Origin of the sequence: Neorhizobium sp. T6_25 (assembly GCF_002968555.1) — a bacterium.
GTDB lineage: Bacteria > Pseudomonadota > Alphaproteobacteria > Rhizobiales > Rhizobiaceae > Neorhizobium.
The window spans coordinates 231,196-253,732 of sequence record NZ_PVBL01000008.1 but is presented as its reverse complement, the minus strand read 5'-3'; the positions used below and the strand labels follow the sequence as shown (position 1 = coordinate 253,732).

The 22,537-nt window shown below is 61.2% G+C and carries 20 protein-coding genes; 11 read left to right on the top strand and 9 right to left on the bottom strand.

The genetic code is table 11. The features are described from left to right. Positions 1–23 precede the first annotated feature (23 nt). Together C5L10_RS13860 and carB are read right to left on the bottom strand one after the other, a co-directional pair. A complete protein-coding gene (locus C5L10_RS13860; protein WP_105430136.1) occupies positions 24–1,211 on the bottom strand; it encodes a DUF2235 domain-containing protein in 1,188 nt (395 codons plus the stop codon). Positions 1,212–1,312: 101 nt separating this feature from the next. Then, positions 1,313–4,798, bottom strand: coding sequence for a carbamoyl-phosphate synthase large subunit (carB, locus tag C5L10_RS13855; RefSeq protein WP_105430135.1), 3,486 nt, complete (start codon positions 4,796–4,798; stop codon positions 1,313–1,315). Between the two features lie 161 nt (positions 4,799–4,959). On the opposite strand from carB, the gene C5L10_RS13850 reads away from it, so the two are divergent. Continuing rightward, a complete protein-coding gene (locus C5L10_RS13850; RefSeq protein ID WP_105430134.1) occupies positions 4,960–5,979 on the top strand; it encodes a phosphatase PAP2 family protein in 1,020 nt (339 codons plus the stop codon). On the opposite strand, the gene C5L10_RS13845 is transcribed toward C5L10_RS13850, so the two are convergent. Beyond that, positions 5,976–6,803 carry a LytTR family DNA-binding domain-containing protein gene (locus C5L10_RS13845; RefSeq protein ID WP_105430133.1) on the bottom strand — a complete coding sequence of 276 codons (828 nt, stop codon included), beginning with the start codon at positions 6,801–6,803 and terminating at the stop codon, positions 5,976–5,978. The two genes, C5L10_RS13850 and C5L10_RS13845, sit on opposite strands and share 4 nt — an antisense overlap. Positions 6,804–6,906: 103 nt before the next feature. Between C5L10_RS13845 and C5L10_RS13840 the strand changes: the two genes are divergently transcribed. The 3 genes from C5L10_RS13840 (at position 6,907) to C5L10_RS13830 (ending at position 9,753) form a co-directional block, all read left to right on the top strand. Then, the gene (locus C5L10_RS13840; protein ID WP_105430132.1) at positions 6,907–7,386 is read left to right on the top strand and encodes a DUF2306 domain-containing protein; all 480 of its coding nucleotides are present in this window, start codon (positions 6,907–6,909) and stop codon (positions 7,384–7,386) included. A gap of 145 nt (positions 7,387–7,531) precedes the next feature. Further along, positions 7,532–8,743: an MFS transporter gene (locus C5L10_RS13835; protein ID WP_105430131.1), complete on the top strand. Its 1,212-nt coding sequence runs from the start codon at positions 7,532–7,534 to the stop codon at positions 8,741–8,743. Between the two features lie 101 nt (positions 8,744–8,844). Further along, positions 8,845–9,753, top strand: coding sequence for a neutral zinc metallopeptidase (locus tag C5L10_RS13830; protein WP_046633057.1), 909 nt, complete (start codon positions 8,845–8,847; stop codon positions 9,751–9,753). Between the two features lie 105 nt (positions 9,754–9,858). Here the strand turns inward: C5L10_RS13830 and C5L10_RS13825 are convergent, their stop codons facing one another. Next, positions 9,859–10,341 (bottom strand): SRPBCC family protein, encoded by a 483-nt coding sequence (locus C5L10_RS13825; protein WP_105430130.1) that lies wholly within the window; start codon positions 10,339–10,341, stop codon positions 9,859–9,861. Positions 10,342–10,388: 47 nt separating this feature from the next. Between C5L10_RS13825 and C5L10_RS13820 the strand changes: the two genes are divergently transcribed. Then, positions 10,389–10,712: a helix-turn-helix transcriptional regulator gene (locus tag C5L10_RS13820; protein WP_105430129.1), complete on the top strand. Its 324-nt coding sequence runs from the start codon at positions 10,389–10,391 to the stop codon at positions 10,710–10,712. Here C5L10_RS13820 and C5L10_RS13815 read toward each other — a convergent pair. Then, positions 10,709–11,188, bottom strand: coding sequence for a DUF2938 domain-containing protein (locus C5L10_RS13815; RefSeq protein WP_105430128.1), 480 nt, complete (start codon positions 11,186–11,188; stop codon positions 10,709–10,711). The genes C5L10_RS13820 and C5L10_RS13815 overlap by 4 nt on opposite strands. 279 nt (positions 11,189–11,467) lie before the next feature. Here C5L10_RS13815 and C5L10_RS13810 point away from each other — a divergent pair, with 279 nt between their 5' ends. Together C5L10_RS13810 and C5L10_RS13805 are read left to right on the top strand one after the other, a co-directional pair. Further along, positions 11,468–12,727 (top strand): TCR/Tet family MFS transporter, encoded by a 1,260-nt coding sequence (locus C5L10_RS13810; RefSeq protein WP_105427801.1) that lies wholly within the window; start codon positions 11,468–11,470, stop codon positions 12,725–12,727. A 128-nt stretch (positions 12,728–12,855) separates the two neighbouring features. Continuing rightward, on the top strand, positions 12,856–14,253 hold the full coding sequence (locus C5L10_RS13805) for an MATE family efflux transporter (RefSeq protein WP_105430127.1): 1,398 nt from the start codon (positions 12,856–12,858) through the stop codon (positions 14,251–14,253). Positions 14,254–14,278: 25 nt separating this feature from the next. On the opposite strand, the gene C5L10_RS13800 is transcribed toward C5L10_RS13805, so the two are convergent. Then, positions 14,279–14,629 carry an antibiotic biosynthesis monooxygenase gene (locus tag C5L10_RS13800; protein WP_105430126.1) on the bottom strand — a complete coding sequence of 117 codons (351 nt, stop codon included), beginning with the start codon at positions 14,627–14,629 and terminating at the stop codon, positions 14,279–14,281. Between the two features lie 97 nt (positions 14,630–14,726). Further along, on the bottom strand, positions 14,727–15,932 hold the full coding sequence (gene carA / locus C5L10_RS13795) for a glutamine-hydrolyzing carbamoyl-phosphate synthase small subunit (protein ID WP_105430170.1): 1,206 nt from the start codon (positions 15,930–15,932) through the stop codon (positions 14,727–14,729). 326 nt (positions 15,933–16,258) lie between these two features. Here carA and C5L10_RS13790 point away from each other — a divergent pair, with 326 nt between their 5' ends. Further along, positions 16,259–16,711 carry a GatB/YqeY domain-containing protein gene (locus C5L10_RS13790; RefSeq protein ID WP_046633072.1) on the top strand — a complete coding sequence of 151 codons (453 nt, stop codon included), beginning with the start codon at positions 16,259–16,261 and terminating at the stop codon, positions 16,709–16,711. A gap of 121 nt (positions 16,712–16,832) precedes the next feature. On the opposite strand, the gene C5L10_RS13785 is transcribed toward C5L10_RS13790, so the two are convergent. Together C5L10_RS13785 and C5L10_RS13780 are read right to left on the bottom strand one after the other, a co-directional pair. Next, positions 16,833–17,162, bottom strand: a complete 330-nt coding sequence (locus tag C5L10_RS13785) for a BrnA antitoxin family protein (RefSeq protein ID WP_105430125.1) — start codon at positions 17,160–17,162, stop codon at positions 16,833–16,835. Further along, entirely contained in the window at positions 17,128–17,418 is a 291-nt protein-coding gene (locus C5L10_RS13780) for a BrnT family toxin (protein ID WP_105430124.1), read from the bottom strand. The genes C5L10_RS13785 and C5L10_RS13780 overlap by 35 nt, the downstream gene beginning before the upstream one ends. A gap of 196 nt (positions 17,419–17,614) precedes the next feature. On the opposite strand from C5L10_RS13780, the gene dnaG reads away from it, so the two are divergent. From dnaG to rpoD, 3 genes are all read left to right on the top strand, one after another. Then, a complete protein-coding gene (gene dnaG, locus C5L10_RS13775; protein WP_105430123.1) occupies positions 17,615–19,618 on the top strand; it encodes a DNA primase in 2,004 nt (667 codons plus the stop codon). 88 nt (positions 19,619–19,706) lie between these two features. Next, positions 19,707–20,054: a GFA family protein gene (locus tag C5L10_RS13770; RefSeq protein ID WP_105430122.1), complete on the top strand. Its 348-nt coding sequence runs from the start codon at positions 19,707–19,709 to the stop codon at positions 20,052–20,054. Between the two features lie 416 nt (positions 20,055–20,470). Continuing rightward, entirely contained in the window at positions 20,471–22,534 is a 2,064-nt protein-coding gene (gene rpoD, locus C5L10_RS13765; protein ID WP_037076197.1) for an RNA polymerase sigma factor RpoD, read from the top strand. Positions 22,535–22,537: the final 3 nt, after the last annotated feature.

The following is a 22,537-nucleotide window of genomic DNA, read 5'->3' as shown; positions in this document are numbered from 1 at the left end:
GCGGAGAGACTGATTCAGGCAGCTTAAGGGACGTAGGTCGGTGTTTTCGGCAGGTTGGGCGGATCATAGTCGCCGGTGCTCTTACGGGAGCCAACCGACTCATGGATGAGGGCCTCTTGGGGGATCAAGCGCGGATCGACGCAGGGGATGTAGTAGCCCGATGCTGCATGACGTTTCCGCCATGAGGTTTTCGGAACCTTGCGCGGGATGCACTCCAGGAAACGCCATGCCCAGTTCATCGAATCGTGCAGGGGCGCGCGATGATCGAGTTCGACGTAGTCGTGCTTCTCCCCTTCACCGAGAACGATCTTGTCGATGACATCGTCCTTATAGAGGAGGCCTGTCGGCCGGGTCTCCCGGATCATCCAGTCCAGCGGGATCTTGATCTGCCCACTTTCCTTTTCAGGGAAGCCCCCGCCGACGTCGCAGTGAAAACCCGCAAACCACACTTCCTTGGCGTTCTGGGGACCCTTTGGTGCCGCGAAGGGATTGCCGCGATAGAGCTGGCCGGGTGTCCACAGTTCAGGTCTGAACATGGTGCGCCGCTCGTCGATCGCGAGGGCATGGCGTACCCATTCGACGCTGGCATTGCTATGCGTGAACGGGTGGGTCTTAAACTGCAGCCGACCGCGGCCGGTCTCGATCATCGAGGCTACCGTATCGAACAGCCCGAGCAGCTTTATCGGCGGCCGGTCGTTGTCGAGCATCCGCTCGTAGAGACGCATGCCGGCAAACGGCGAGGCCTCGCCTTCGCCTGCCGCCGAGGACTGCGGTATGTCCTTGTAGGTTCTGTAGGCGTAGTCGAGGAGATTGAGATAAAGCGGGGAGATCAGCCCGAAGGCGTGGATGAAGCCCGCCAGCACCCTGGCGGTGTAGGCGCCACGGCTGAAGCCGAACAGATAGATGCGGTCGCGGTCCGGGTGGCGGCCGTTTTCGACCGGGCCGCAGTCATAGTTGTCAACGAGAAAGCGATAGGCTTCCTTGACGTTGTGGTCGAGGCCCCAGCCGGTCGCAAGGCCCAGCACTTCGCTGGCATTCCGGGCGAGCGAAGACCAGTGTTCGTCGGCACCGAATGTTCCGACGCCGGGATCGTAATACACGATCTGACGTTCCGATCGCTCCAGCGTTCCGAACAGCCGAAGGATATTGGTGCGGCTGGCCTTGATTTCGTTGGACGTACCGTCCAGCAAAATGACGATATTCTTGCTCATGGATCATTCCCCCGAGTGCTCCGTATGTACGGTAGCATTCGAGGGAATGAATTTCAACCTATGGTCGATTGCGATGGACGAAGCCGTCGTGGTCCGTCTGATCAGAAATAGCTCTGCAGCGGGCGGACTTCGAGATTGCCGGCTTTCAGCGCCTTGATCGCGAGTGCCGCGGCTTCGGCGCCGGCCATGGTGGTGTAATAGGGCACCTTCTGCATCAGCGTCGCGCGGCGCAGCGATTTGGAATCCGAGATAGCCTTGTTGCCGTCCGTCGTGTTGATGACGAGCTGGACCTGGCGGTTGCGGATCGCGTCCTCGATATGCGGGCGGCCTTCCAGCACCTTGTTGATGCGGGTGGAGGCAATGCCCTGTTCGGCAAGGAAGCGGGCGGTGCCGCCGGTTGCAAGCACCTTGAAGCCGATGTCGGTCAGGATGCGGATCGCCGGCAGCACGCGGGCCTTGTCCTCGTCGCGCACGGAGACGAACACCGTGCCGTCGCGCGGCAGTTCGACGCTGGCGCCGAGCTGCGACTTTGCAAAGGCCAGCGCGAAATCCGTGTCGAGGCCGATGACCTCGCCGGTCGAGCGCATTTCCGGGCCGAGCAGGATGTCGACGCCGGGGAAGCGGGCGAACGGGAAGACGGCTTCCTTGACGGCGATGTGCTTCAGCGCGCGCGGATCCGGCTTGGTGCCGTAGGCCGCAAACGTCGCGTCGAGCTTTTCGCCGGCCATGACGCGGGCGGCGATCTTGGCGATCGGCGCGCCGATGGTCTTGGCGACGAAAGGCACGGTGCGCGAGGCGCGCGGGTTGACTTCCAGCACATAGACCGTGCCGTCCTTGATGGCGAACTGCACGTTCATCAGGCCGACGACATGCAGGGCCTTGGCCATGGCCTTCGCCTGGCGCTCCAGCTCGTCGATCATCTCGCTCGACAGGGTGCGGGGCGGCAACGAGCAGGCGCTGTCACCCGAATGGATGCCGGCTTCCTCGATATGCTCCATGATGCCGGCGACATAAACGTCGGTGCCGTCGCAGACACAATCGACGTCGACTTCGATGGCGTTGCTCAGGTAGCTGTCGAACAGAAGCGGGTTCTTGCCGAGCAGGGTGTTGATCTGGCCGGTCTTGTCGTTCGGGTAACGCTGCTTGATGTCTTCCGGCACCAGGCCCGGCACGGTGTCGAGCAGGTAGGTCTGCAGCATCGATTCCGAGTGGATGATCTGCATGGCGCGGCCGCCGAGCACGTAGGACGGGCGAACGACCAGCGGGAAGCCGATTTCGGCGGCGACGAGGCGGGCCTGTTCGACGGAATAGGCGATGCCATTATTCGGCTGGTTGAGGTCGAGCTTCATCAGAAGCTTCTGGAAACGGTCGCGGTCTTCGGCAAGGTCGATCATGTCGGGCGCGGTGCCGAGGATCGGGATGCCGTTCTTTTCGAGCGCCTCGGCAAGCTTCAGCGGCGTCTGGCCGCCGAACTGGACGATGACGCCGACCACTTCGCCCTTTTCCTGCTCGGCGCGCAGGATTTCGATGACGTCTTCAGCTGTCAGCGGCTCGAAATAGAGGCGGTCCGACGTGTCGTAGTCGGTCGACACGGTTTCCGGGTTGCAGTTGATCATGATCGCTTCATAGCCGGCATCCTTCAGCGCGAAGGCGGCGTGGCAGCAGCAATAGTCGAACTCGATGCCCTGGCCGATGCGGTTCGGACCGCCGCCGAGGATGACGACCTTCTTGGCGGTCGATACTTCGGCTTCGGAGCGCAGCTCGCCGACGAACGGCGTTTCGTAGGTCGAGTACATATAGGCGGTCGGCGAGGCGAATTCGGCGGCGCAGGTGTCGATGCGCTTGAAGACGGGGCGGACGTTCAGGCTGTTGCGGAGCTCGGCGACTTCCTTCGGGCGCTTTTTGGTAAGGCTTGCGAGGCGAGCATCGGAGAAGCCCATGGCTTTCAGCATGCGCAGGTTTTCGGCATCGCCCGGCAGGCCGTGTTCGCGGATGCGGGCTTCCATGTCGGTGATCGCCTTCAGCTGGGCGATGAACCACGGGTCGATCTTGCAGGCTTCGTGCACCTCGCCTTCGGTGAGGCCGAGGCGCAGCGCCTGGGCGACCATGCGCAGCCGGTCCGGGGTCGGTGTGCCGATCGCGGCGCGGATGGCGTTCTTGGAATTCTCGCCTTCCTCGAAGCCGGGGATTTCGATCTCGTCGAGGCCGGTCAGGCCGGTTTCGAGGCCGCGCAACGCCTTCTGCAGCGATTCCGCGAATGTGCGGCCGATCGCCATGACTTCGCCGACCGACTTCATCGCAGTGGTTAGGACCGGTGAGGCGCCCGGGAATTTCTCGAAGGCGAAACGCGGGATCTTGGTGACCACGTAGTCGATCGACGGTTCGAACGAGGCGGGCGTGGCGCCCCCGGTGATGTCGTTGTCGAGTTCGTCGAGCGTGTAGCCAACCGCGAGCTTGGCGGCCACCTTGGCGATCGGAAAGCCGGTGGCCTTGGAGGCGAGCGCCGACGAGCGCGAGACACGCGGGTTCATTTCGATGACGACGAGGCGGCCGTCCTTGGGGTTGACGGCGAACTGTACGTTCGAACCGCCGGTCTCGACGCCGATCTCGCGCAAGACCGCGATCGAGGCGTTGCGCATCATCTGGTATTCCTTGTCGGTCAACGTCAGCGCCGGCGCGACGGTGATCGAATCGCCCGTGTGGACGCCCATCGGGTCGATGTTCTCGATCGAGCAGATGATGATGCAGTTGTCCGCCTTGTCGCGGATCACCTCCATCTCGTATTCCTTCCAGCCGAGCACCGACTCTTCGATCAGCACTTCGGTGGTCGGCGAAGCGTCGAGGCCGCCGCCGACGATCTCGAAGAATTCCGAGCGGTTATAGGCGATGCCGCCGCCGGTGCCGCCCATGGTGAAGGAGGGACGGATGATGGCAGGCAGGCCGACCACGTCGATCGCCTGGGCGGCGATCGCCATGGCGTGGCTGATGTAACGCTGCTTGCGGTCGGTCTCGCCGAGGTTCCACTGGTTTTCGAGCGCGTCGAGCGCCTTGTCGAGTTCGGCACCCGTCAGGCTTTCCTTTACCCGGTTGCGCTCGATCTCATGGGTCTTGCGGTCGGCATCCTTGATGTCGGTGGCGTTGGCCAGCATCGACTTCGGGGTTTCAAGCCCGATGCGGGACATCGCCTCGCGGAAGAGGGCGCGGTCCTCGGCCATGTCGATGGCGGCCGGCTTGGCGCCGATCATCTCGACATTGTAGCGGTCGAGCACGCCCATCCGCTTCAGGGAGAGCGCGGTATTCAGCGCGGTTTGGCCGCCCATGGTCGGCAGCAGCGCATCCGGCCGTTCCTTGGCGATGATCTTGGCGACGACTTCGGGCGTGATCGGCTCGACATAGGTCGCGTCGGCAAGGCCTGGATCGGTCATGATCGTCGCCGGGTTGGAGTTGACCAGGATGACCCGGTAACCTTCTTCCTTCAGCGCCTTACAGGCCTGGGTGCCGGAATAATCGAACTCGCATGCCTGGCCGATAACGATCGGACCCGCGCCGATGATGAGGATCGATTTCAAATCTTGGCGCTTGGGCATGGTGTATCTTTCCGCTTTCTTCCTGCGCGGAAAACCGGCGCGGTGTGGAATACCACCGGTCGGGTCGCGCGCGCATGTCTTTTCAGGCTAGACGCGGCTTATAGGCAAATGTTCTCCCGAACGGAACCCCATAAATCGCCAAATCGACAGGAAAACGGAGGATGACAGGAAATCCTCAAATCGACATTTTCGCTTTCGCAAACATTAAGGTTTTTCCTGGCAACATTCGCCGAACGAGGGTTTTGACGATGCAGGATGATGTCCAAAAACAGCGCCTGGCACTTTTTGCCACGACTACGGCGGCCTATGCGCTGATATGGGCGATCGTCGTGCTGACTGGTTTCCGGCTGGATTACGGGTCTCTTGGGCGGTTTATGCTTGTCCCCTTGTCCATACTGGCGGTCTTTTCTCCTTATTGCTCATGGCGGCGCATGTTTGCCCTCAGGAACAGCGTCGAGACTCTTTGCTGCGGGCTGCTTCTAATCATTCCTTCCGTGATATCGACTTATCTGGCGATTGGGGTCGGAATGCCAATGGCGGACGATCAGCTGGTCGCTATGGACGCCAAGCTGCCCATCGACTGGCGTTCCTTCATCGCCATTGTCGATGCACATGGCTGGATTGCCCACGGGCTCGGCTACGCATATCAATCCTTCGCGTTGCAGCTTCTTGGCTTGCCTATCCTGCTTTGCGTGTCCGGAAAGCCCGAGCGAGGCTACAGGATGGTGATGGCGTATGCTGCGATCTGTTTCCTATCCAGCTTTATTTCGATCTGGTATCCCGCGCTCGGAACCTACAGGATGTATGGTGTTGCCGCCGACAGCCTTCACAATATCAACGCCCATTTCGGGTATTTCTTTCTGGAGCAGTTCCATGCCGTCAGGGAGAATAGCGATTTCATTTTTTCGCTTGATCATGCCGCCGGTATTTTGACCTTTCCGTCCGTCCATGCCGCCGTTGCAGCGCTTTGTGCTTGGGCGGCATGGGAAATTCGCCTGCTGCGCTATCCCATGCTCGTCCTCAATGTCGGCATGGCGATTTCGGCTGTCTCGCACGCAAACCACTATTTCGTCGATATCATCGCCGGTATCGTGCTTGCGGTGGCCTGTATCGCAGTCGTGGGCGTGGCCACACGGAGTCCGCGCCTGGCCACCATCTCCCGAATGGCAGTCACCGCTTAACGGGAGAGGTCGCCGAACCGCGTCCGCACCGTCTCTGCATAGGTGCGGCTCACGGGAATCTCCGCGCCGTCCTTCATGATCAGCAAAAGCTTGCCGCCGTCGCGTTTCAGTGTTTCGACATGGGCATCGGCCACCCAGTGGGAACGATGCACCTGCAGGCCGGGCGTGAGCCCGAGTTCCTTCAGGGCGTCGGCGAAACGCAGCAGGATCAGTTCGCGGCCACGGCTGGTGACCACCTCGGTATAGTGGTCCTGCACCGAAAGCCGCAGGAGTGCGCCGCGGTTATGGGGTTTCAGGCGGGCGAGAATTTCGGGTTCGGATGAGGGGGAAGCCGGAGGCTTCGGGGCAGAAGAAGGCGATGCGGGCGGGGCCGGGGCTGACACCTCGGCAATCTGTCGGTGCATGGCCATGTAGGTGAGCAGGCAGAAGAGGGCACAGAGCGGCAGCGCGACCAGCGCCCGTCTAAAGCCGTCGCCGATCTCGATCCAGTGGCCGAAAAACGCGAAATCGATTGCGCCGAGGGCAAAGCCGATCGGCAGGGCGGCGGTGAGCGAGCCAATCATCATGCGGCCAAGCGTATGCTCGAGGTGTTGCCGCAACAGGATTTCGGCCATGACCGAAAGACAGATGGCGATCGACCAGGTGACGGCGTGAACGATCAGCCAGTAACCCAGCCGGATACCGAGCGTCATGCGCTCGAAAGTGCCGTAGGGTCCGCTGACGACGAAGATCAGGATGACGAGCGCAAAGGTCGTCCAGAAGCGCCAGGAGCGGGTGAAGAGCTGCAATTCACGAAGCGTGGAGCTCAAAAACGGGTGATTCACGAAGTTAATCCGTTGTCTGCGCCATTCCGGTTGAGGGTGAGTCAGTCATGGCGGAAACAGGCGATCAATTCAATCGCTTGGTGATTTCGAACAGGTATTCCCCATGAACTTACAACCGCTTCTCGATGCCCCGCTTGCCGTCCAGATCCATGTCGCGGCCGTCCTGCCGGCCACCGTGCTCGGTGCCTACATCCTGATGAACGCTAAGGGCACGCCGATACACCGCCTGCTCGGCAAGATCTGGATGGCGCTGATGGTCATCACCTCGCTCTCCAGTTTCTTCATCCACGAGATCAACCTCGTCTACGGCTTCAGCCCGATCCATCTCCTGTCGGTCTTCGTGCTCGTGGCGGTGTGGCGGGCAATCAGCGCTGCGCGTGCCAAAAATATCCGGGCACACAAGGCGGCGGTCATCGGCATGTATTTCGGCGGCATCGGGATCGCCGGCCTGTTCACGCTGATCCCGGGGCGGATCATGAATGCGGTGGTTTTCTCCGGCGGCCCGAGCTGGATATTGCTTCTGACGCTCGCCGGTATCGCTGGAACACTTCTCCTTCAGCAGAGGCTGGCGCGGCGAACTTAAGAGCCGGTATCAAGAATTTCCTCGAAGCGTACCGTTCGGCGCTTTGCTGTCATGGACAGGGCCGGCTTACGGGACTAGATGTGCGTCCAAGACACTTGCAGCAACGGCCATCCGCGATGACGACCGCTTGCGCGGAGGAAATTCCATGGCCGATGCAACATCCAAACCCGTTTCCGCAACTGCCGCCGAAGTGACGGTGCTGCCGATCATCCTGGCGGTCAGCTTCTGCCATATGCTGAACGACATCATGCAGTCGATGATCGCGGCGATCTATCCGATGCTGAAGACGGATTATGCCCTCGATTTCTGGCAGATCGGCATCCTGACGCTCGCATTCCAGTGCACGGCCTCGCTGTTGCAGCCAGTGATCGGCATCATCACCGACAAGAAACCTTTTCCCTATTCGCTGCCGGTTGGCATGGGCTCGACCTTCATCGGCCTCTTCATGCTGGCGGCTGCCCAGTCGTATGTGATGCTGGTCGTCGCGGCATCGCTGATCGGCATCGGATCGGCGGTCTTTCACCCGGAATCGTCGCGGGTCGCGCGGCTGGCGTCCGGCGGCCGCTACGGCTTTGCGCAGTCGGTCTTCCAGGTCGGCGGCAATTTCGGCCAGTCGATCGGGCCGCTGCTCGCCGCCTTCATCATCGTGCCGAACGGGCAGGGGAGCGTCGCCTGGTTCTCGGGCATCGCGCTGCTCGGCATCGTCATCCTGTCGTGGGTGGCACGCTGGTACAAGGCGCATATGCTTGCCAACAAGGGCCGCAAGCGCGTGCTGAACGCGCACAACCTCTCCAGGCGCACGGTCACCATCGCCCTCATCGTGCTGGCGCTTCTGACCTTTTCCAAGAATGCCTACATGGCGTCGATCGGCAGCTATTATACGTTCTTCGTCATCGAGCGTTTCCAGGTGACGGTGCAGCAGTCGCAGATCATGCTCTTCATCTTCCTCGGCGCCGTGGCACTAGGCACCGTCATCGGCGGACCGATCGGCGACCGGTTCGGCTCGAAGGTAGTGATCTGGTTCTCGATCCTTGGCGTGCTACCGTTCACGCTTGCCATGCCGTTTGCCAACCTGCCGGTAACGATCGCGCTTTCGGGCATTATTGGCTTCATCATGGCATCGTCCTTCCCGGCGATCGTCGTCATGGCGCAGGAACTGGTGCCGGGCAGGGTCGGCATGATCGCCGGCATCTTCTTCGGGATCGCCTTCGGTATCGGGGGTATCGCCGCGGCGGTACTCGGCGTCTTCGCCGACCGGTACGGCATCGGCTTCGTCTACAATGTCTGCGCCTTCCTGCCGGCCCTCGGGTTGCTCACGGTTTTCCTGCCGGGCAAGAAGGCTCTGCGGGTCGCCTGAGAACGAATCTTCGGCTATGTGATGCTGGACGGATCGCTTTTGCGGCCGCCAGCGTTATATCGCCCGACAGGCGTGATGTCGCCGAAGAGGAGTGAGCGAAAATGGAATGGAAAGGCCGTCGGCAATCGGACAACGTCGAGGACCAGCGTGGCGCTTCCATGGGCGGCAGTCCGCTCGGTCGCGGCGGCTTGCGCATTCCGATCGGTGGCGGTGGCCGCCGCGGGGGCGGGCTCGGCATCGGCGGGATCATCGTCATCCTGATCATCTGCTGGATCACCGGCATCAATCCGCTTTCGCTGCTGTCAGGCGAACTGGGCATGGACGGTTCGGGATTCGAGCAGCAGCAGACGACCGGCGACCGCACGCCGGCCACCGACGAGACGACGGCGTTCGTGCGCACGGTGCTTGCCGAGACGGAAGATACCTGGAACGGCATATTCCAGGCCAACGGTCAGCAATATCAGGAGCCGGTGCTGGTGCTGTTTTCCGGCCAGGTGAACTCGGCTTGCGGATTTGCGTCTTCCGCGACCGGGCCGTTCTATTGCCCCGGCGACCACAAGCTTTACCTCGACACCAATTTCTTCAAGGAACTCGAACAGCGCTTCGAGGCGGCCGGCGATTTTGCCGAGGCCTATGTGATCGCCCACGAGGTCGGCCACCACGTGCAGAACCTGCTCGGTATCCTGCCGAAGTTCAACCAGGCCCGCCAGCGGATGAGCGAAGCGGACGCCAACCGCATGTCGGTGCGCGTCGAGTTGCAGGCTGACTGCTTTGCCGGCGTGTGGGGCAAGTTCACTCAGCAGAAGGGTATTCTCGACACAGGCGATCTAGAAGAGGCCCTCAACGCCGCCCAGCAGATCGGCGACGATACGCTGCAGAAGCGCAGCCAGGGTTATGTCGTGCCGGAAAGCTTCAACCACGGCACTTCGGCGCAGCGCGCGCGCTGGTTCAAGCGCGGGTTCGATACCGGCGACATGAAGGCCTGCGATACGTTCTCGGGGAATGTCTGAGGATTTGGCCCGAATGTGCGACAGAGGGGGCATCGCTAGGTGCCCTCTCTGTCCCCTCAATAATTCCCAGTTGGGGACACAGCGTAACTCGCCACTGCGTGCGGCCTACTTGTACATCCCCTCGCGCAGATTGATCCCGTATTCCGCATAGGCCTTCAGGGCACACAGCATCTGCGACCAGCCCTGGCAGTTGCCGTAGGAGGCTTCGAGCCCGCCCTTCGTCTCGCGCCAGCCTTCTTCGGCGATGGTCACCAGTGTACGACCATCCTCCAGCGGTTCGAAGGTCATGGTGACGGTCGTCTTGTAATCGGCCGGCGCGACATTTTCCGGCCCCTGCTCGGCGGCATTGCCTTCGGTCGCATCCCAGCGCAGCACGATCTTCCTGTTCTTCTCCACCTCGACGACCTCCACCGGAAAGGCGCCGGGAAAATCGGCGAAATCCCACGTGACGACGGTGCCGGTCTCCAGCCGGCCATTGGCGCCACCCGTCGTAAAATAACCCGACAGTTTTTTCGGATCGGCGACGGCCTCGAACACTTCCTCGACCGGTTTTGAAATCCGGCCGGATACCTTGAATTTCAGTTCCATGATCCTTCTCCCTTGTTTCTCTCCCTATCATGTTATAAAAACATAACATGTCAAGCGGTGAAAAAAACGACCTTATTTTCAAGGCCCTGGCGGCTCCGGTTCGCAGGGAGATTCTCGACGAGCTGAAGGATCGGCCGCTGACGACGGGCGATCTCTGCGCCCGGTTTCCAAGGCTCGACCGCTGCACGGTGATGCAGCATCTGAAGGTTCTGGAAGCGGCCGAGCTCGTGCTGGTGAAGCGCGAGGGCAGGGAGCGCTGGAACCACCTCAATCCGCTGCCGATCAAGGCGATCCACGACCGCTGGATCGGCGCCTATGCGGCGCGTGCGGTCGACATGCTCGACCGGATGAAACGGGATCTGGAAGACTAGCGGATCAGGAGAGCGGTGCCATAAAGCCCGAGGGCGAAAACGGTATGGGCGGCGAAATTGAGGAGGCGCACTTTGTTCGGCCTCGGCGTTTTCGAGGCGGCCCAGCCGAGACCGAGGCCCGGCTGCATCAGGAACCATCCGGCGCCGATGGTGACGATGCCGAAGATCCAGGCGGGAATGAAGGCCGGGGCGGCGAACCAGTTCGGCCCCATGATCAGGGCGAGGATGACCCCGTAGAGAAGACCGACGGCATAATGGCCGGCCCAGCCGAGCGCCAGTTCATGTTCGTAGGGTTCAGCCGCCGCGATGCTGTCGTGAAAGGCTTTTCCCCGCCCCAGGTGCCAGAACCAACGACCGGCCGGCGCCCAGTTGGCCTTGGGCTGGCCAAAAACCTTGTTGAGGACGATCGCCCAGAGATCCATCAGGATGGTTGCGCCAAGGCCGATGAGGATGCCGCGCCAGAGAAGTTCGATCATGAGAGAAGTCTGCCGGAGAGAGGGAGGTCACCTTCAATCTCTATGGGCTCCGGTTTGGGCTGTCGAGACCTTCCGGCCTTCCGGGCGGGGAAACATCCTATCGGCAGGTGCGCCCGACACCGAGATCGCCTAGCCGGCGGAATGATGCGCGACGGTTGTGCCTTTCATCAAAAACTTTGAAATGTTCACGTATTGTTTCGATTTTCTTTTGCCGTTATGTAAGCACCCGGCGAGTTGATCGTCTTTCCAGAAAACACCATTACTAGAGAGACATTTTTAATGCTCGACCCGAAATTTGTGCGCCGCGGCCTTTTCCTCGTCTTCATGATCCTTTTCCTCGATGTCATCGGGATCGCGATCATCATGCCTGTGCTGCCGGCCTTCCTGCGCGAACTGACCGGCGACGACCTGAGTGCGGCGGCGGTCGATGGTGGCTGGCTGCTGCTCATCTATTCCGCCATGCAGTTCCTGTTTGCGCCGTTGCTTGGCAACCTCAGCGACCGTTTCGGCCGGCGGCCGATCCTGCTCGCTTCGGTCCTCACCTTCGCGCTCGACAACCTGATCTGCGCGGCAGCCACCAGTTTCTGGATGCTGTTCGTCGGTCGCGTCCTCGCCGGCATTTCCGGCGGCAGTTTTGCCACCTGCTCGGCTTACATTGCCGACATCAGCAACGACGAGAACCGCGCCAAGAATTTTGGCCTGATCGGCATCGCTTTCGGCGTCGGTTTCACGGTCGGGCCGGTGATCGGCGGGCTGCTCGGCGAGCTCGGACCGCGCGTGCCGTTCCTCGGCGCGGGTCTGTTGTCGCTTGCCAACTTCGCGGCCTCGTGGTTCCTGCTGCCGGAAACTCTGGACAAGGCGAACCGACGCAAGTTCGAGCTGAAGCGCGCCAATCCGCTGGGCGCTCTCCGCCAGATGCGCCACTATCCGGGCATCGGCTGGGTCATGCTGGTGATGTTCCTCTATTGGCTGGCGCATGCGGTCTATCCGTCGGTCTGGTCCTTCGTGTCGGCCTATCGCTACGGCTGGAGCGAGGGGCAGATCGGCCTGTCGCTCGGGCTGTTCGGCATCTGCGCCGCCTTTGTCATGGGGTTCATCCTGCCGAAACTGGTGCCGGTGCTCGGGGAATGGAGGACCGCGGTGCTCGGGCTTTGTTTCTCCTGCCTCGGCCTCACCGGTTATGCCTTCGCGTGGCAGGGGTGGGTCGTTTACGCCGTCATCCTCGTCACGACGATCGAGAACGTCGCCGACCCGGCGCTCCGCAGCATTGCCTCGGCCAAGGTGCCGCCGTCGGCGCAAGGGGAGCTGCAGGGCGCGATGACAAGCCTCACCAGCCTGACGACGATCGTCGGCCCGGCGATCTTCACGCTGCTGTTCAGCGCGTTTACCGGAGAGAATGCAACAATGGAGTTCGCAGGGGCGCCATACATGATGGCGGCGATTTTCATGGCTTGTGCCATTCTGGTGTTTTTGACCCGGATTTCACGAAAGACGGCCGCGGGGCCGCTTGAAGCCGAGCTTACGCATCAGATTTCTTGAAGAGACGTCCAAAACTTCTGCAGAATCGCCTGTAAGTGTTGCCGCACGGATGATGCTCCTCTATAGGCTGCATCATCCGCCGCTCGCCAGTTTCTGGAAGCGGCTTTTTTCGTCCGCGGAGGAGTGTCATGTCGAGCCTTTCCACCACCATGGCTGTGACGACGACGGACAATTCCTGGTCCGCGCACATGCGCGCGACATTTGCGCTTGGCGTTCCCTTCGTCGGTGCACAGCTTGCCCAGATGGCGATCAACACGACCGACGTCATCATGGTCGGCTGGCTCGGCACGACCGAACTTGCGGCCGTGGTTCTCGGAAGCCAGATGTTCTTCATCGTCTTCATCTTCGGTTCGGGATTTGCCGGCGCTGTCGTGCCGATGGTCGCCCAGGCGCTCGGCCGAGGTGACGAGGCCTCGGTGCGCCGCTCCGTGCGTATGGGGATGTGGGTGGTGATCGCCTACGGTGTCCTTACCGCTCCGCTTCTATGGTTCTCGCAACCGATCCTGATCGGGCTTGGCCAGGATCCGGAGATCGCCGGGATGGCGCAGGGTTATCTGCGCGTCATCCAATGGGGTATTTTTCCGAATCTGATCCTCATGGCGATGCGGGCGTTCCTGAGCGGTCTTGAGCGCGGCGGCATCATCCTCTACGTGACACTTGGCATGTTCGTCACCAATGCGGTGATGAACTACGCCTTCATCTTTGGCAATTTCGGCGCTCCCGCCTGGGGGCTCGAAGGGGCCGCGTTCGCCTCGATGTTTTCCGCAACCTTCGGTTGCCTTTTGTCGATCGTCTATGTCGAGGCCAGGGCCGAGACGCGCGCCTACGAGCTTTTCGTTCGCTTCTGGCGAGCGGACTGGGTTGCGTTCCGGGAGGTCATCGGCCTCGGGCTGCCGATCAGCTTTACGATCCTTGCCGAAACCAGCCTGTTTGCCGCGGCCTCGCTGCTGATGGGAATGATCGGCAAGGTGGAGCTCGCCGCGCACGGCATAGCGTTGCAGCTTGCCGCGATCGCCTTCATGATCCCCCTCGGCCTCTCCCAGGTCGCTACCGTGCGCGTCGGGCTTGCCTATGGGCGAGGGGACCATCTCGGGGTCCGACGGGCGGCCGTGTCGATCCTGCTGATCAGTATCTGCTTCACATTGACGGGCAGCGTGCTCTTCGCGCTCTTCCCGCATGAACTCGGTTCGCTCTTCGTGGATATCCGCAAGCCCGATGCGCAGATGCTGCTCGGCCTTGCCGCACCGCTTGTGATCATCGGCGGGGCGTTCCAGGTGGTCGACGGGCTGCAGGCGGTCGGAGCCGGCCTGTTGCGCGGGCTCAAGGATACCAGAGTGCCGATGGTGCTGGCGCTGATCGCCTATTGGCCGATCGGTTTCTCCTGCGCCTGGGTTTTCGCATTCCCGCTCGGCTTTCGCGGCGAGGGCGTCTGGTTCGGCTTCGTCACCGGCCTCGCAGCGGCCGCAGTTCTGCTTTGCGGTCGCTTCTGGCTGCTGGTGAGACGCCAGGCCAGGACGACCCGCTGAAGAGCCAGCGGGCTGTCTTTGTTGGTCAGGCCGGTTCGAGCTCTTGTAAAACCGCCCTGTGGTAGAAGCCGACATTGGTCTCCACGCCGAGGCGTCGGCTCAACGCCTGCCGATCGATGCCTGCCGCCTCATCGGATTTCGCGACTGCAGCAATGACCGGCTGAAGAGCGTGCTCGCCCTCGAACTGGAGGATGGTGATGACGTTGAACAGTCCGGCAATGGAAGCCTGTTCCAGGATCAGGTCGTCGACGAAGCCCGGTTGGGCGCGGATAACCTCATGCGTCCTGTGAACCAGTGCCATGAATTCTTCGCGCCCTTCGACCGGGACCGCAAACCTGTTGACGCGAAAAATGCGTCGATTCTGTATTTCGCTCATAAGAAAAACCCCTGCTCGATCTTGAACAGGGGTGTTTATGGGACCTCAACCAAAGTTGAGGTCAATAGGGTCGCTGGTTTTTTTCAAGGCGCCGAAATCAGCGTTCCGCCAGGGCAGGTTCGCCCTTCTTTTCGCGCACCATGTTGATGAAGCGACGGAAGAGGTAGTGGCTGTCCTGCGGGCCGGGCGAGGCTTCCGGGTGATGCTGGACCGAAAAGACCTGCTTGCCGGTGACGCGCAGGCCGCAATTGCTGCCGTCGAAGAGCGAAATGTGAGTCTCCTCAACGCCTTGCGGCAGAGACTTCGAATCGACCGCAAAGCCGTGGTTCATCGAGACGATCTCCACCTTGCCGGTCGTGTGATCCTTGACCGGATGGTTGGCGCCGTGATGGCCCTGGTGCATCTTCTCGGTCTTGGCGCCGAGCGCCAGGCCGAGCATCTGGTGGCCGAGGCAGATGCCGAAGGTCGGAATATCCGTCTCGATGACGTCCCTGATGACCGGTACGGCATATTCGCCGGTCGCGGCCGGGTCGCCCGGGCCGTTCGACAGGAAGATGCCATCCGGCTTCAGCGCCATGATGTCTTCGGCCGAAGTCTGGGCGGGGACTACCGTCACCTTGCAGTCGAGGCCGGCAAAAAGGCGCAGGATGTTGCGCTTCACGCCGTAATCGACGCAGACGATATGGTATTTCGCGTCTTCGGGCTGCAGTTCGCCGTAGCCTTCGTTCCAGACCCAGGGTTTCTGGCTCCACGGCGAGGATTGGCCGGATGTCGCCTCCTTAGCGAGGTCGAGGCCTTCGAGGCCGCTCCAGGCCCGAGCTTCGGCCTTCAGGGCCTCGATGTCGAAGACGCCGTTCGGGTCGTGGGCGATGACGGCATTCGGGGCGCCGTTCTGGCGGATCCAGGCGGTCAGCGCGCGGGTGTCGATGCCGGAGAGGCCGATGATGCCGCGGGCCTTCAGCCAACCGTCGAGATCCTTGCCGGCGCGATAGTTGGAGGGCTCGGTGATGTCGGCCTTGAAGATCGTGCCGACCGCGCCGCGCCTTGCTGCCGGCGTCAGGTCCTCGACGTCTTCCTCGTTTGTGCCGATGTTGCCGATATGCGGGAAGGTGAAGGTGACGATCTGGCCGAGATAGGAGGGGTCGGTCAGGATTTCCTGGTAGCCGGTCAGCGCGGTGTTGAACACCACTTCGGCTGGCACCTTGCCGGTCGCGCCGATGCCGGTTCCTTCGATTACGGTGCCGTCGGCCAGAACGAGCAATGCGGTGGGTTTCTTGATTGTCCAGGGGGCGGTCGCGGTCATATCCATCCTTCTGCCTCACCGGTCCCGTCCCTTGAAGAGACAGGCTGCGAGGGCCATCTATGGTCGTGAGAGACGGGCGCGCGGAAATCCCGGCGCAAGCCCAAACCTCTAAATCTCGTGCAGGTGCCGGAAAATAGACAAAGCGGACGAGGTGGTCAATCTCGCCGCTCAAGAATTCCACGAGGATTATAGCCTATGGGATTCAACGGTTTGGGTGATTTGATTTGATCGGCCCGGACCTGTCGTCTATGACAACGGTGTGAATGCCAAGGAAAAGCCACAATTCACCATGCCTGCGGCCGGCTTTTTCCCAAGGAGAAAAAACGATGATGCGCGACAAGCTTTCCGATGCGCTCAAGGAATCCATGAAGGCCAAGGACACCCGCCGGCTTTCGACCGTGCGGCTGATCCAGACCGCGATCAAGGATCGCGACATCGCCAATCGCGGTCTCGGCAAGGATCCGGTCAGCGATGACGACATCCTGCAGATCCTGCAGAAGATGGTGAAGCAGCGCGAGGAATCGGCAAAGATCTACCAGGATGCCGGACGCGCCGAACTTGCGACGCAGGAGCGCGAGGAAATCGACGTCATCAAGGGGTTCATGCCGGAGCAGCTTTCCGAAGAGAAAGTCCGCGAATTCTGCCAGGCCGCGATCAGCGAGACCAGCGCGCAGGGCCTGCGTGACATGGGCAAGGTCATGGGCGTGCTGAAGGAAAAGCATCCGGGCCAGATGGACTTCGCCAAGGCTTCAGGCCTGGTGAAAGAGCTTTTGAAATAAGCGGCCTTTTTTGAGGCCGGTCAACGAAAGGCGGGAATCCGGTGACCGGGTTCCCGCCTTTTTGCTCTTCTGGATGCCGCCGACCGACTGCGGACTTGCCGCCGGCGAGACGGTACGATTCCTATTTGTTACGGCGCTTCTGTTCGCGCATATAGTGTCTGAGCACCGCGTTGATGCGGGTCTGGTATCCTTTGCCTGTCGACTTGAAGAAATCGATGACGTCCTCATCGACACGGAGGGAGATGGACTTCTTGGGCTTCGGCACGACAAGCGTCGCCTTGGACCAGTCGATATCCTTGAACTCCGCCCAATCGGGATCGTCCGCGATCGCGCGGTCGATATCCTCGTCGGTCATGGCGTCGACGCGCGCCCAGTCGGTCTTGCTTTCGCCTCTCGCGATTATTGCGTCGATGTCTTCAGCCGAATATCTGACGATACGCTCTTTGCTCATGTTTGCTCGCAGTTCTGGCGGAAATGATCCTGCAGACCTCGCCGCGCATCGTGTAGACTACGGCGATCATGCGTTGCTGCTCGGGACATATGGCCAATGTCCGGATTTCTCCGTTTCGTTGGGCCTCAATCTCTATATGGGGCCACTTCAACGCTTTTGCCGCGTCCGGAAAGTCTATCCCATGTTTCTGAAAGTTGGTCTGCCTTTTGGCTTCATCCCACTCAAAGAATGGGAATGGTCTTTCCGCCTTGATCATGGTGACCCGTTTCTGAGATGTCGCAAGGGGAAATAACCATGGGGCGGCCTCCTGATCTGGTGTGGCACAGCGTAACTACGATTTGTATATACACGAACGTTGCCAGTCAAGCCTGTGAATAGCGGGCAGCGTTTGTCTTGATGGTAGCGTTCCTTCCCACCCGTGCTTATATGGGAGAGCCAAGGCAGAGGTAGAAATGCGCTTTTCCAACAATTTTCTCGACGAGATCCGCGACCGCGTGCCGATATCGGCCGTCGTCGGCCGTCGGGTGACGTGGGATCGCAAGAAGACCAACGTGTCGCGCGGCGACTATTGGGCATGCTGCCCTTTCCATGGCGAGAAGAGCCCGAGCTTTCATTGCGAGGACCGCAAGGGCAGGTACCACTGCTTCGGCTGCGGTGTTTCGGGCGACCATTTCCGGTTCCTGACCGATCTCGAAGGGCAGAGTTTTCCGGAAGCCGTGCAGACGGTCGCCGATATGGCCGGCATCGCCATGCCGCAACCGGACCCTCAGGCCGTGAAGCGCGAGAAGGAACGCACGACGCTGCTCGACGTCATGGAGCTGGCGACGCAGTTCTTCCAGGACCAGCTCCAGAGCGCCGTCGGGGCAAAGGCGCGCGCCTATTTGCGCGACCGCGGGCTGACCGGCCGCACCATCGAGACCTTCCGTCTCGGTTACGCACCGGAAAGCCGCAATGCGCTGAAGGAACATCTCGCGGGCAAAGGGGTGCCCAAGGACCAGATCGAGGCTTGCGGCCTGGTGGTGCACGGGGAGGGGATCGCGGTCTCCTACGACCGCTTTCGCGACCGCATCATGTTTCCAATCCTGTCGTCGCGGGAAAAGGTGATCGCGTTCGGCGGCCGCGCCATGGCGCCGGATGCCCCGGCGAAATACCTGAACTCCAACGAGACCGAGCTCTTCCACAAGGGCCAGGTGCTCTACAATTTTTCGCGCGCCAGGCGGGCTCAGGGTGTCGGCAAGCCGGGGCAGGGCGAGGGCACGATCATCGCCGTCGAAGGTTACATGGACGTCATCGCGCTGCATCAGGCGGGCGTCGAGAATGCCGTGGCACCACTCGGGACCGCGCTCACCGAAAACCAACTCGAGCTTCTCTGGCGGATGACCTCGCAGCCGGTGCTCTGTTTCGACGGCGACGGTGCGGGCCTCAGGGCCGCGAGCCGTGCCGCCGATCTGGCGCTTCCGTTCCTGAAGCCCGGAAGATCGGTGCGTTTCGCGCTTTTGCCCGACGGCAAGGATCCGGACGATCTCGTCCGCCATGAGGGCCGCGCGCCGTTCGACAAGGTGCTCAACGAAGCGAAGCCGCTGGTGGAGATGATCTGGCAGCGCGAGGCGTCGTCGGCAAGTTTCGATACGCCGGAAAAACGCGCCGAACTGGAGGCGCGGCTGAAGCAGATCGTTTCCGTCATCGCCGACGAAAACGTGCGCCGCCATTACCAGCAGGCTATCCGCGATCGGCTGAACAGTTTTTTCGCGCCGGCTCCGCGCGGCGGCGGCGACCGGCGCCAGAATTTTCAGCGCGGTTCGGGCGGTGGCAGGCCAGGCCAGGGCGGCCCGCCGCAGGGACCGCGTGCCGCAGGACGGGCTGCCGGCGTTTCGGACAGGCTCGCGCGCTCCGGCCTTGTGCGCGGTTACCGCGACCTGCCGGCGCTTCGCGAAAGCGTGCTGGCGCTCACCATCGTCAATCATCCCCAGCTTCTGCTGGAGGAATATGACGAGATCGCCGCGATCGATTTCGAGAACCGCGACCTGCAGCGCTTCTGGTCGGCGATGCTGCCGGCAGCTGCGACAGCGGGCGCCAGCCTTTCGCGCGAATACCTGATGCAGAGGCTTGCCGGCGAGGGGTTCGACATGATGCTGAAGTCCCTGGACCAGCAGGTGCGTAACGCGCGGCTCTGGACTGCGACCGAGATCGCCGCGCTGGAAGATGCGCGTGAGGGCTATCGGCAGGCGCTGTCGCTGCATAAGCGCACCAAGGCGCTCAGGCTCCAGAAAATCGAACTGGAGCGGGAAATCGCCGAAACGACCGAAGCGGGCGATGCGGGTGAGATCGAGCCGCTGCTGCGGGCGCTGTCCGAAGTCCAGCTCGAAATTCTCCGGATGGAAAACCAGGAAGCGATCATCGACGGGTTCGGGGTGCTTTCCGGTCGGGTGAAAGGGGCCGCCGTCAGCCATGGCTGAGGGGCATGCCGCTTGGAAGTCCCGCCCCTTGCCGAATGATGGCGTGGCCCTATTGTATCGGCGTTGAGTCGGCTGAGTGGGGAGCTTGATGCAGATTTCGGGAAGTTGTCATTGCGGCAAGATAGCCTTCGAGGCGGAGGGCGAGTTCGGCACCGCGATGGAATGCAACTGTTCCTTCTGCCGGCGGAAGGGCGTGCTGCTGGCTTTCGTCCCACGCAGCCAGTTCCAGCTCGCGACACCGCGGGAGAACCTTTCCTCCTACCAGTTCAACAAGCATGTGATCACACACTACTTCTGCGCCAGTTGCGGTGTCGCGCCGTTCAGCGAGGCGACGATGCCGAATGGTACGGAGATGGCGGCGATTAATCTGAGATGCGTGCCGGAAATCGACATTGCCACGCTGACGGTAACCCAGTATGACGGTGCTTCCCGCTAGGGAATATGCCGGACGAAAAGCATAAGCCTTTATGTCTACGCAAACCCTTGTCTTTCAGGGCCTACCGCCTACATATCGGTTAAATCTGGTGAGCGTACCCCTATTAGACCCCCTTAAAGGGCGTATTTTTGACATTTCCTGGGTATGACCTACGGAAATGCTTGACGGGGCGTTAATTTGTGGGAATCACCATTTCAAGGCAAAATAGGCGGAGTGGGTCAATAGCACCGAACATGACCGGTGATCCTCTGGTAGGACGGTCCTGAGTCAAAAACGGCCGCCGAATGGTAATCGGGAATTAAAGGTCATTCCGTTACGTGTTGGACAGTGATTCGCGACTAAGGCGGTCAACCCCGTCTTCAGCCGGTGGCCACGAAGCGCGGCGAAAGTAGCGTTCAGGGAAAGCGACGAAATACATGGCAACAAAAGTCAAAGAAAACGAAGAAGCAGAGAACGAACGCGAAGGCTCGCACGACGGTCCGCTTCTCGACCTTTCTGACGACGCCGTCAAGAAGATGATCAAAGCCGCAAAGAAGCGCGGCTATGTCACCATGGACGAGTTGAACTCGGTGCTGCCGTCGGAGGAAGTCACCTCCGAGCAGATCGAAGACACGATGGCGATGCTGTCGGACATGGGCATCAACGTCGTCGAAGACGAAGAGGCGGAAGAAACCACCGCCAGCGACGACGATGCTGACGGCGACAGCGACGACAATGAGAGCGAAGGCGGCGAAATCGCCACCACCTCCAGCACTGCGCTCGCGACTGCGAAGAAGAAAGAGCCGACCGACCGTACCGACGACCCGGTGCGCATGTATCTGCGCGAAATGGGCTCCGTCGAGCTTCTTTCGCGCGAAGGCGAAATTGCGATCGCCAAGCGCATCGAAGCCGGCCGCGAAACGATGATCGCCGGGCTCTGTGAGAGCCCGCTGACCTTCCAGGCGCTGATCATCTGGCGTGACGAACTGAACGAAGGTACCACCCTGCTTCGCGAGATCATCGATCTCGAAACGACCTATTCCGGTCCCGAAGCCAAGGCTGCGCCGCAGTTCCAGAGCCCGGAAAAGATCGAGGCCGACCGCAAGGCCGCCGAGGAGAAGGAAAAGACCCGCAAGGCTCGTTTCTCCGCTGCCAACGACGACGACATCACCGCTGTCGGCGGCGAAGGCATGAACCTCGAGGAAGAGGAAGAGGACGACGACGAGTCGAGCCTTTCTCTTGCCGCGATGGAAGCCGAGCTGCGTCCGCAGGTCATGGAAACGCTCGATACGATTGCGGACACCTACAAGAAGCTGCGCAAGCTGCAGGACCAGCAGGTCGAGCAGCGTCTGGCAGCAACCGGGACGCTGTCGTCCGCCCAGGAGCGTCGCTACAAGGAGCTCAAGGACGAGCTGATCACCGCGGTGAAGTCGCTGTCGCTCAACCAGAATCGCGTCGATTCTCTGGTCGAGCAGCTCTACGACATCTCCAAGCGCCTGATGCAGAACGAGGGCCGCCTGTTGCGCCTCGCCGAATCCTACGGCGTCAAGCGTGACTCGTTCCTCGAACAGTACCAGGGGGCCGAGCTCGATCCGAACTGGATGAAGTCGATCGCCAATCTGGCCGCCCGCGGCTGGAAGGAGTTCGCGCGTGCCGAGAACACCACGATCCGCGACATCCGCCAGGAAATCCAGAACCTTGCGACGGAGACCGGCATCTCGATCGCCGAATTCCGACGGATCGTGTCGATGGTCCAGAAGGGCGAGCGCGAAGCGCGCATCGCCAAGAAGGAAATGGTCGAAGCGAACCTTCGCCTCGTCATCTCGATCGCCAAGAAGTACACGAACCGCGGCCTGCAGTTCCTCGACCTCATTCAGGAAGGCAATATCGGCCTGATGAAGGCGGTCGACAAGTTCGAATACCGCCGCGGTTACAAGTTCTCGACCTATGCCACATGGTGGATCCGGCAGGCGATCACCCGTTCGATCGCCGACCAGGCCCGCACGATCCGCATTCCGGTGCACATGATCGAGACGATCAACAAGATCGTCCGCACATCGCGCCAGATGCTGCACGAGATCGGCCGCGAGCCGACCCCGGAAGAACTGGCCGAAAAGCTCGCCATGCCGCTCGAAAAGGTCCGCAAGGTCCTGAAGATCGCCAAGGAGCCGATCTCGCTCGAAACCCCGGTGGGCGACGAAGAAGATAGCCACCTCGGCGACTTCATCGAGGACAAGAACGCGCTTCTGCCGATCGATGCGGCCATCCAGGCGAACCTGCGCGAAACGACGACCCGCGTCCTCGCCTCGCTCACGCCGCGTGAAGAACGCGTGTTGCGCATGCGCTTCGGCATCGGCATGAACACCGACCACACGCTCGAAGAAGTCGGCCAGCAGTTCTCGGTTACCCGCGAACGTATCCGCCAGATCGAAGCGAAGGCGCTGCGCAAGCTGAAGCACCCGAGCCGTAGCCGCAAGCTGCGGAGCTTCCTGGACAGCTAGCGG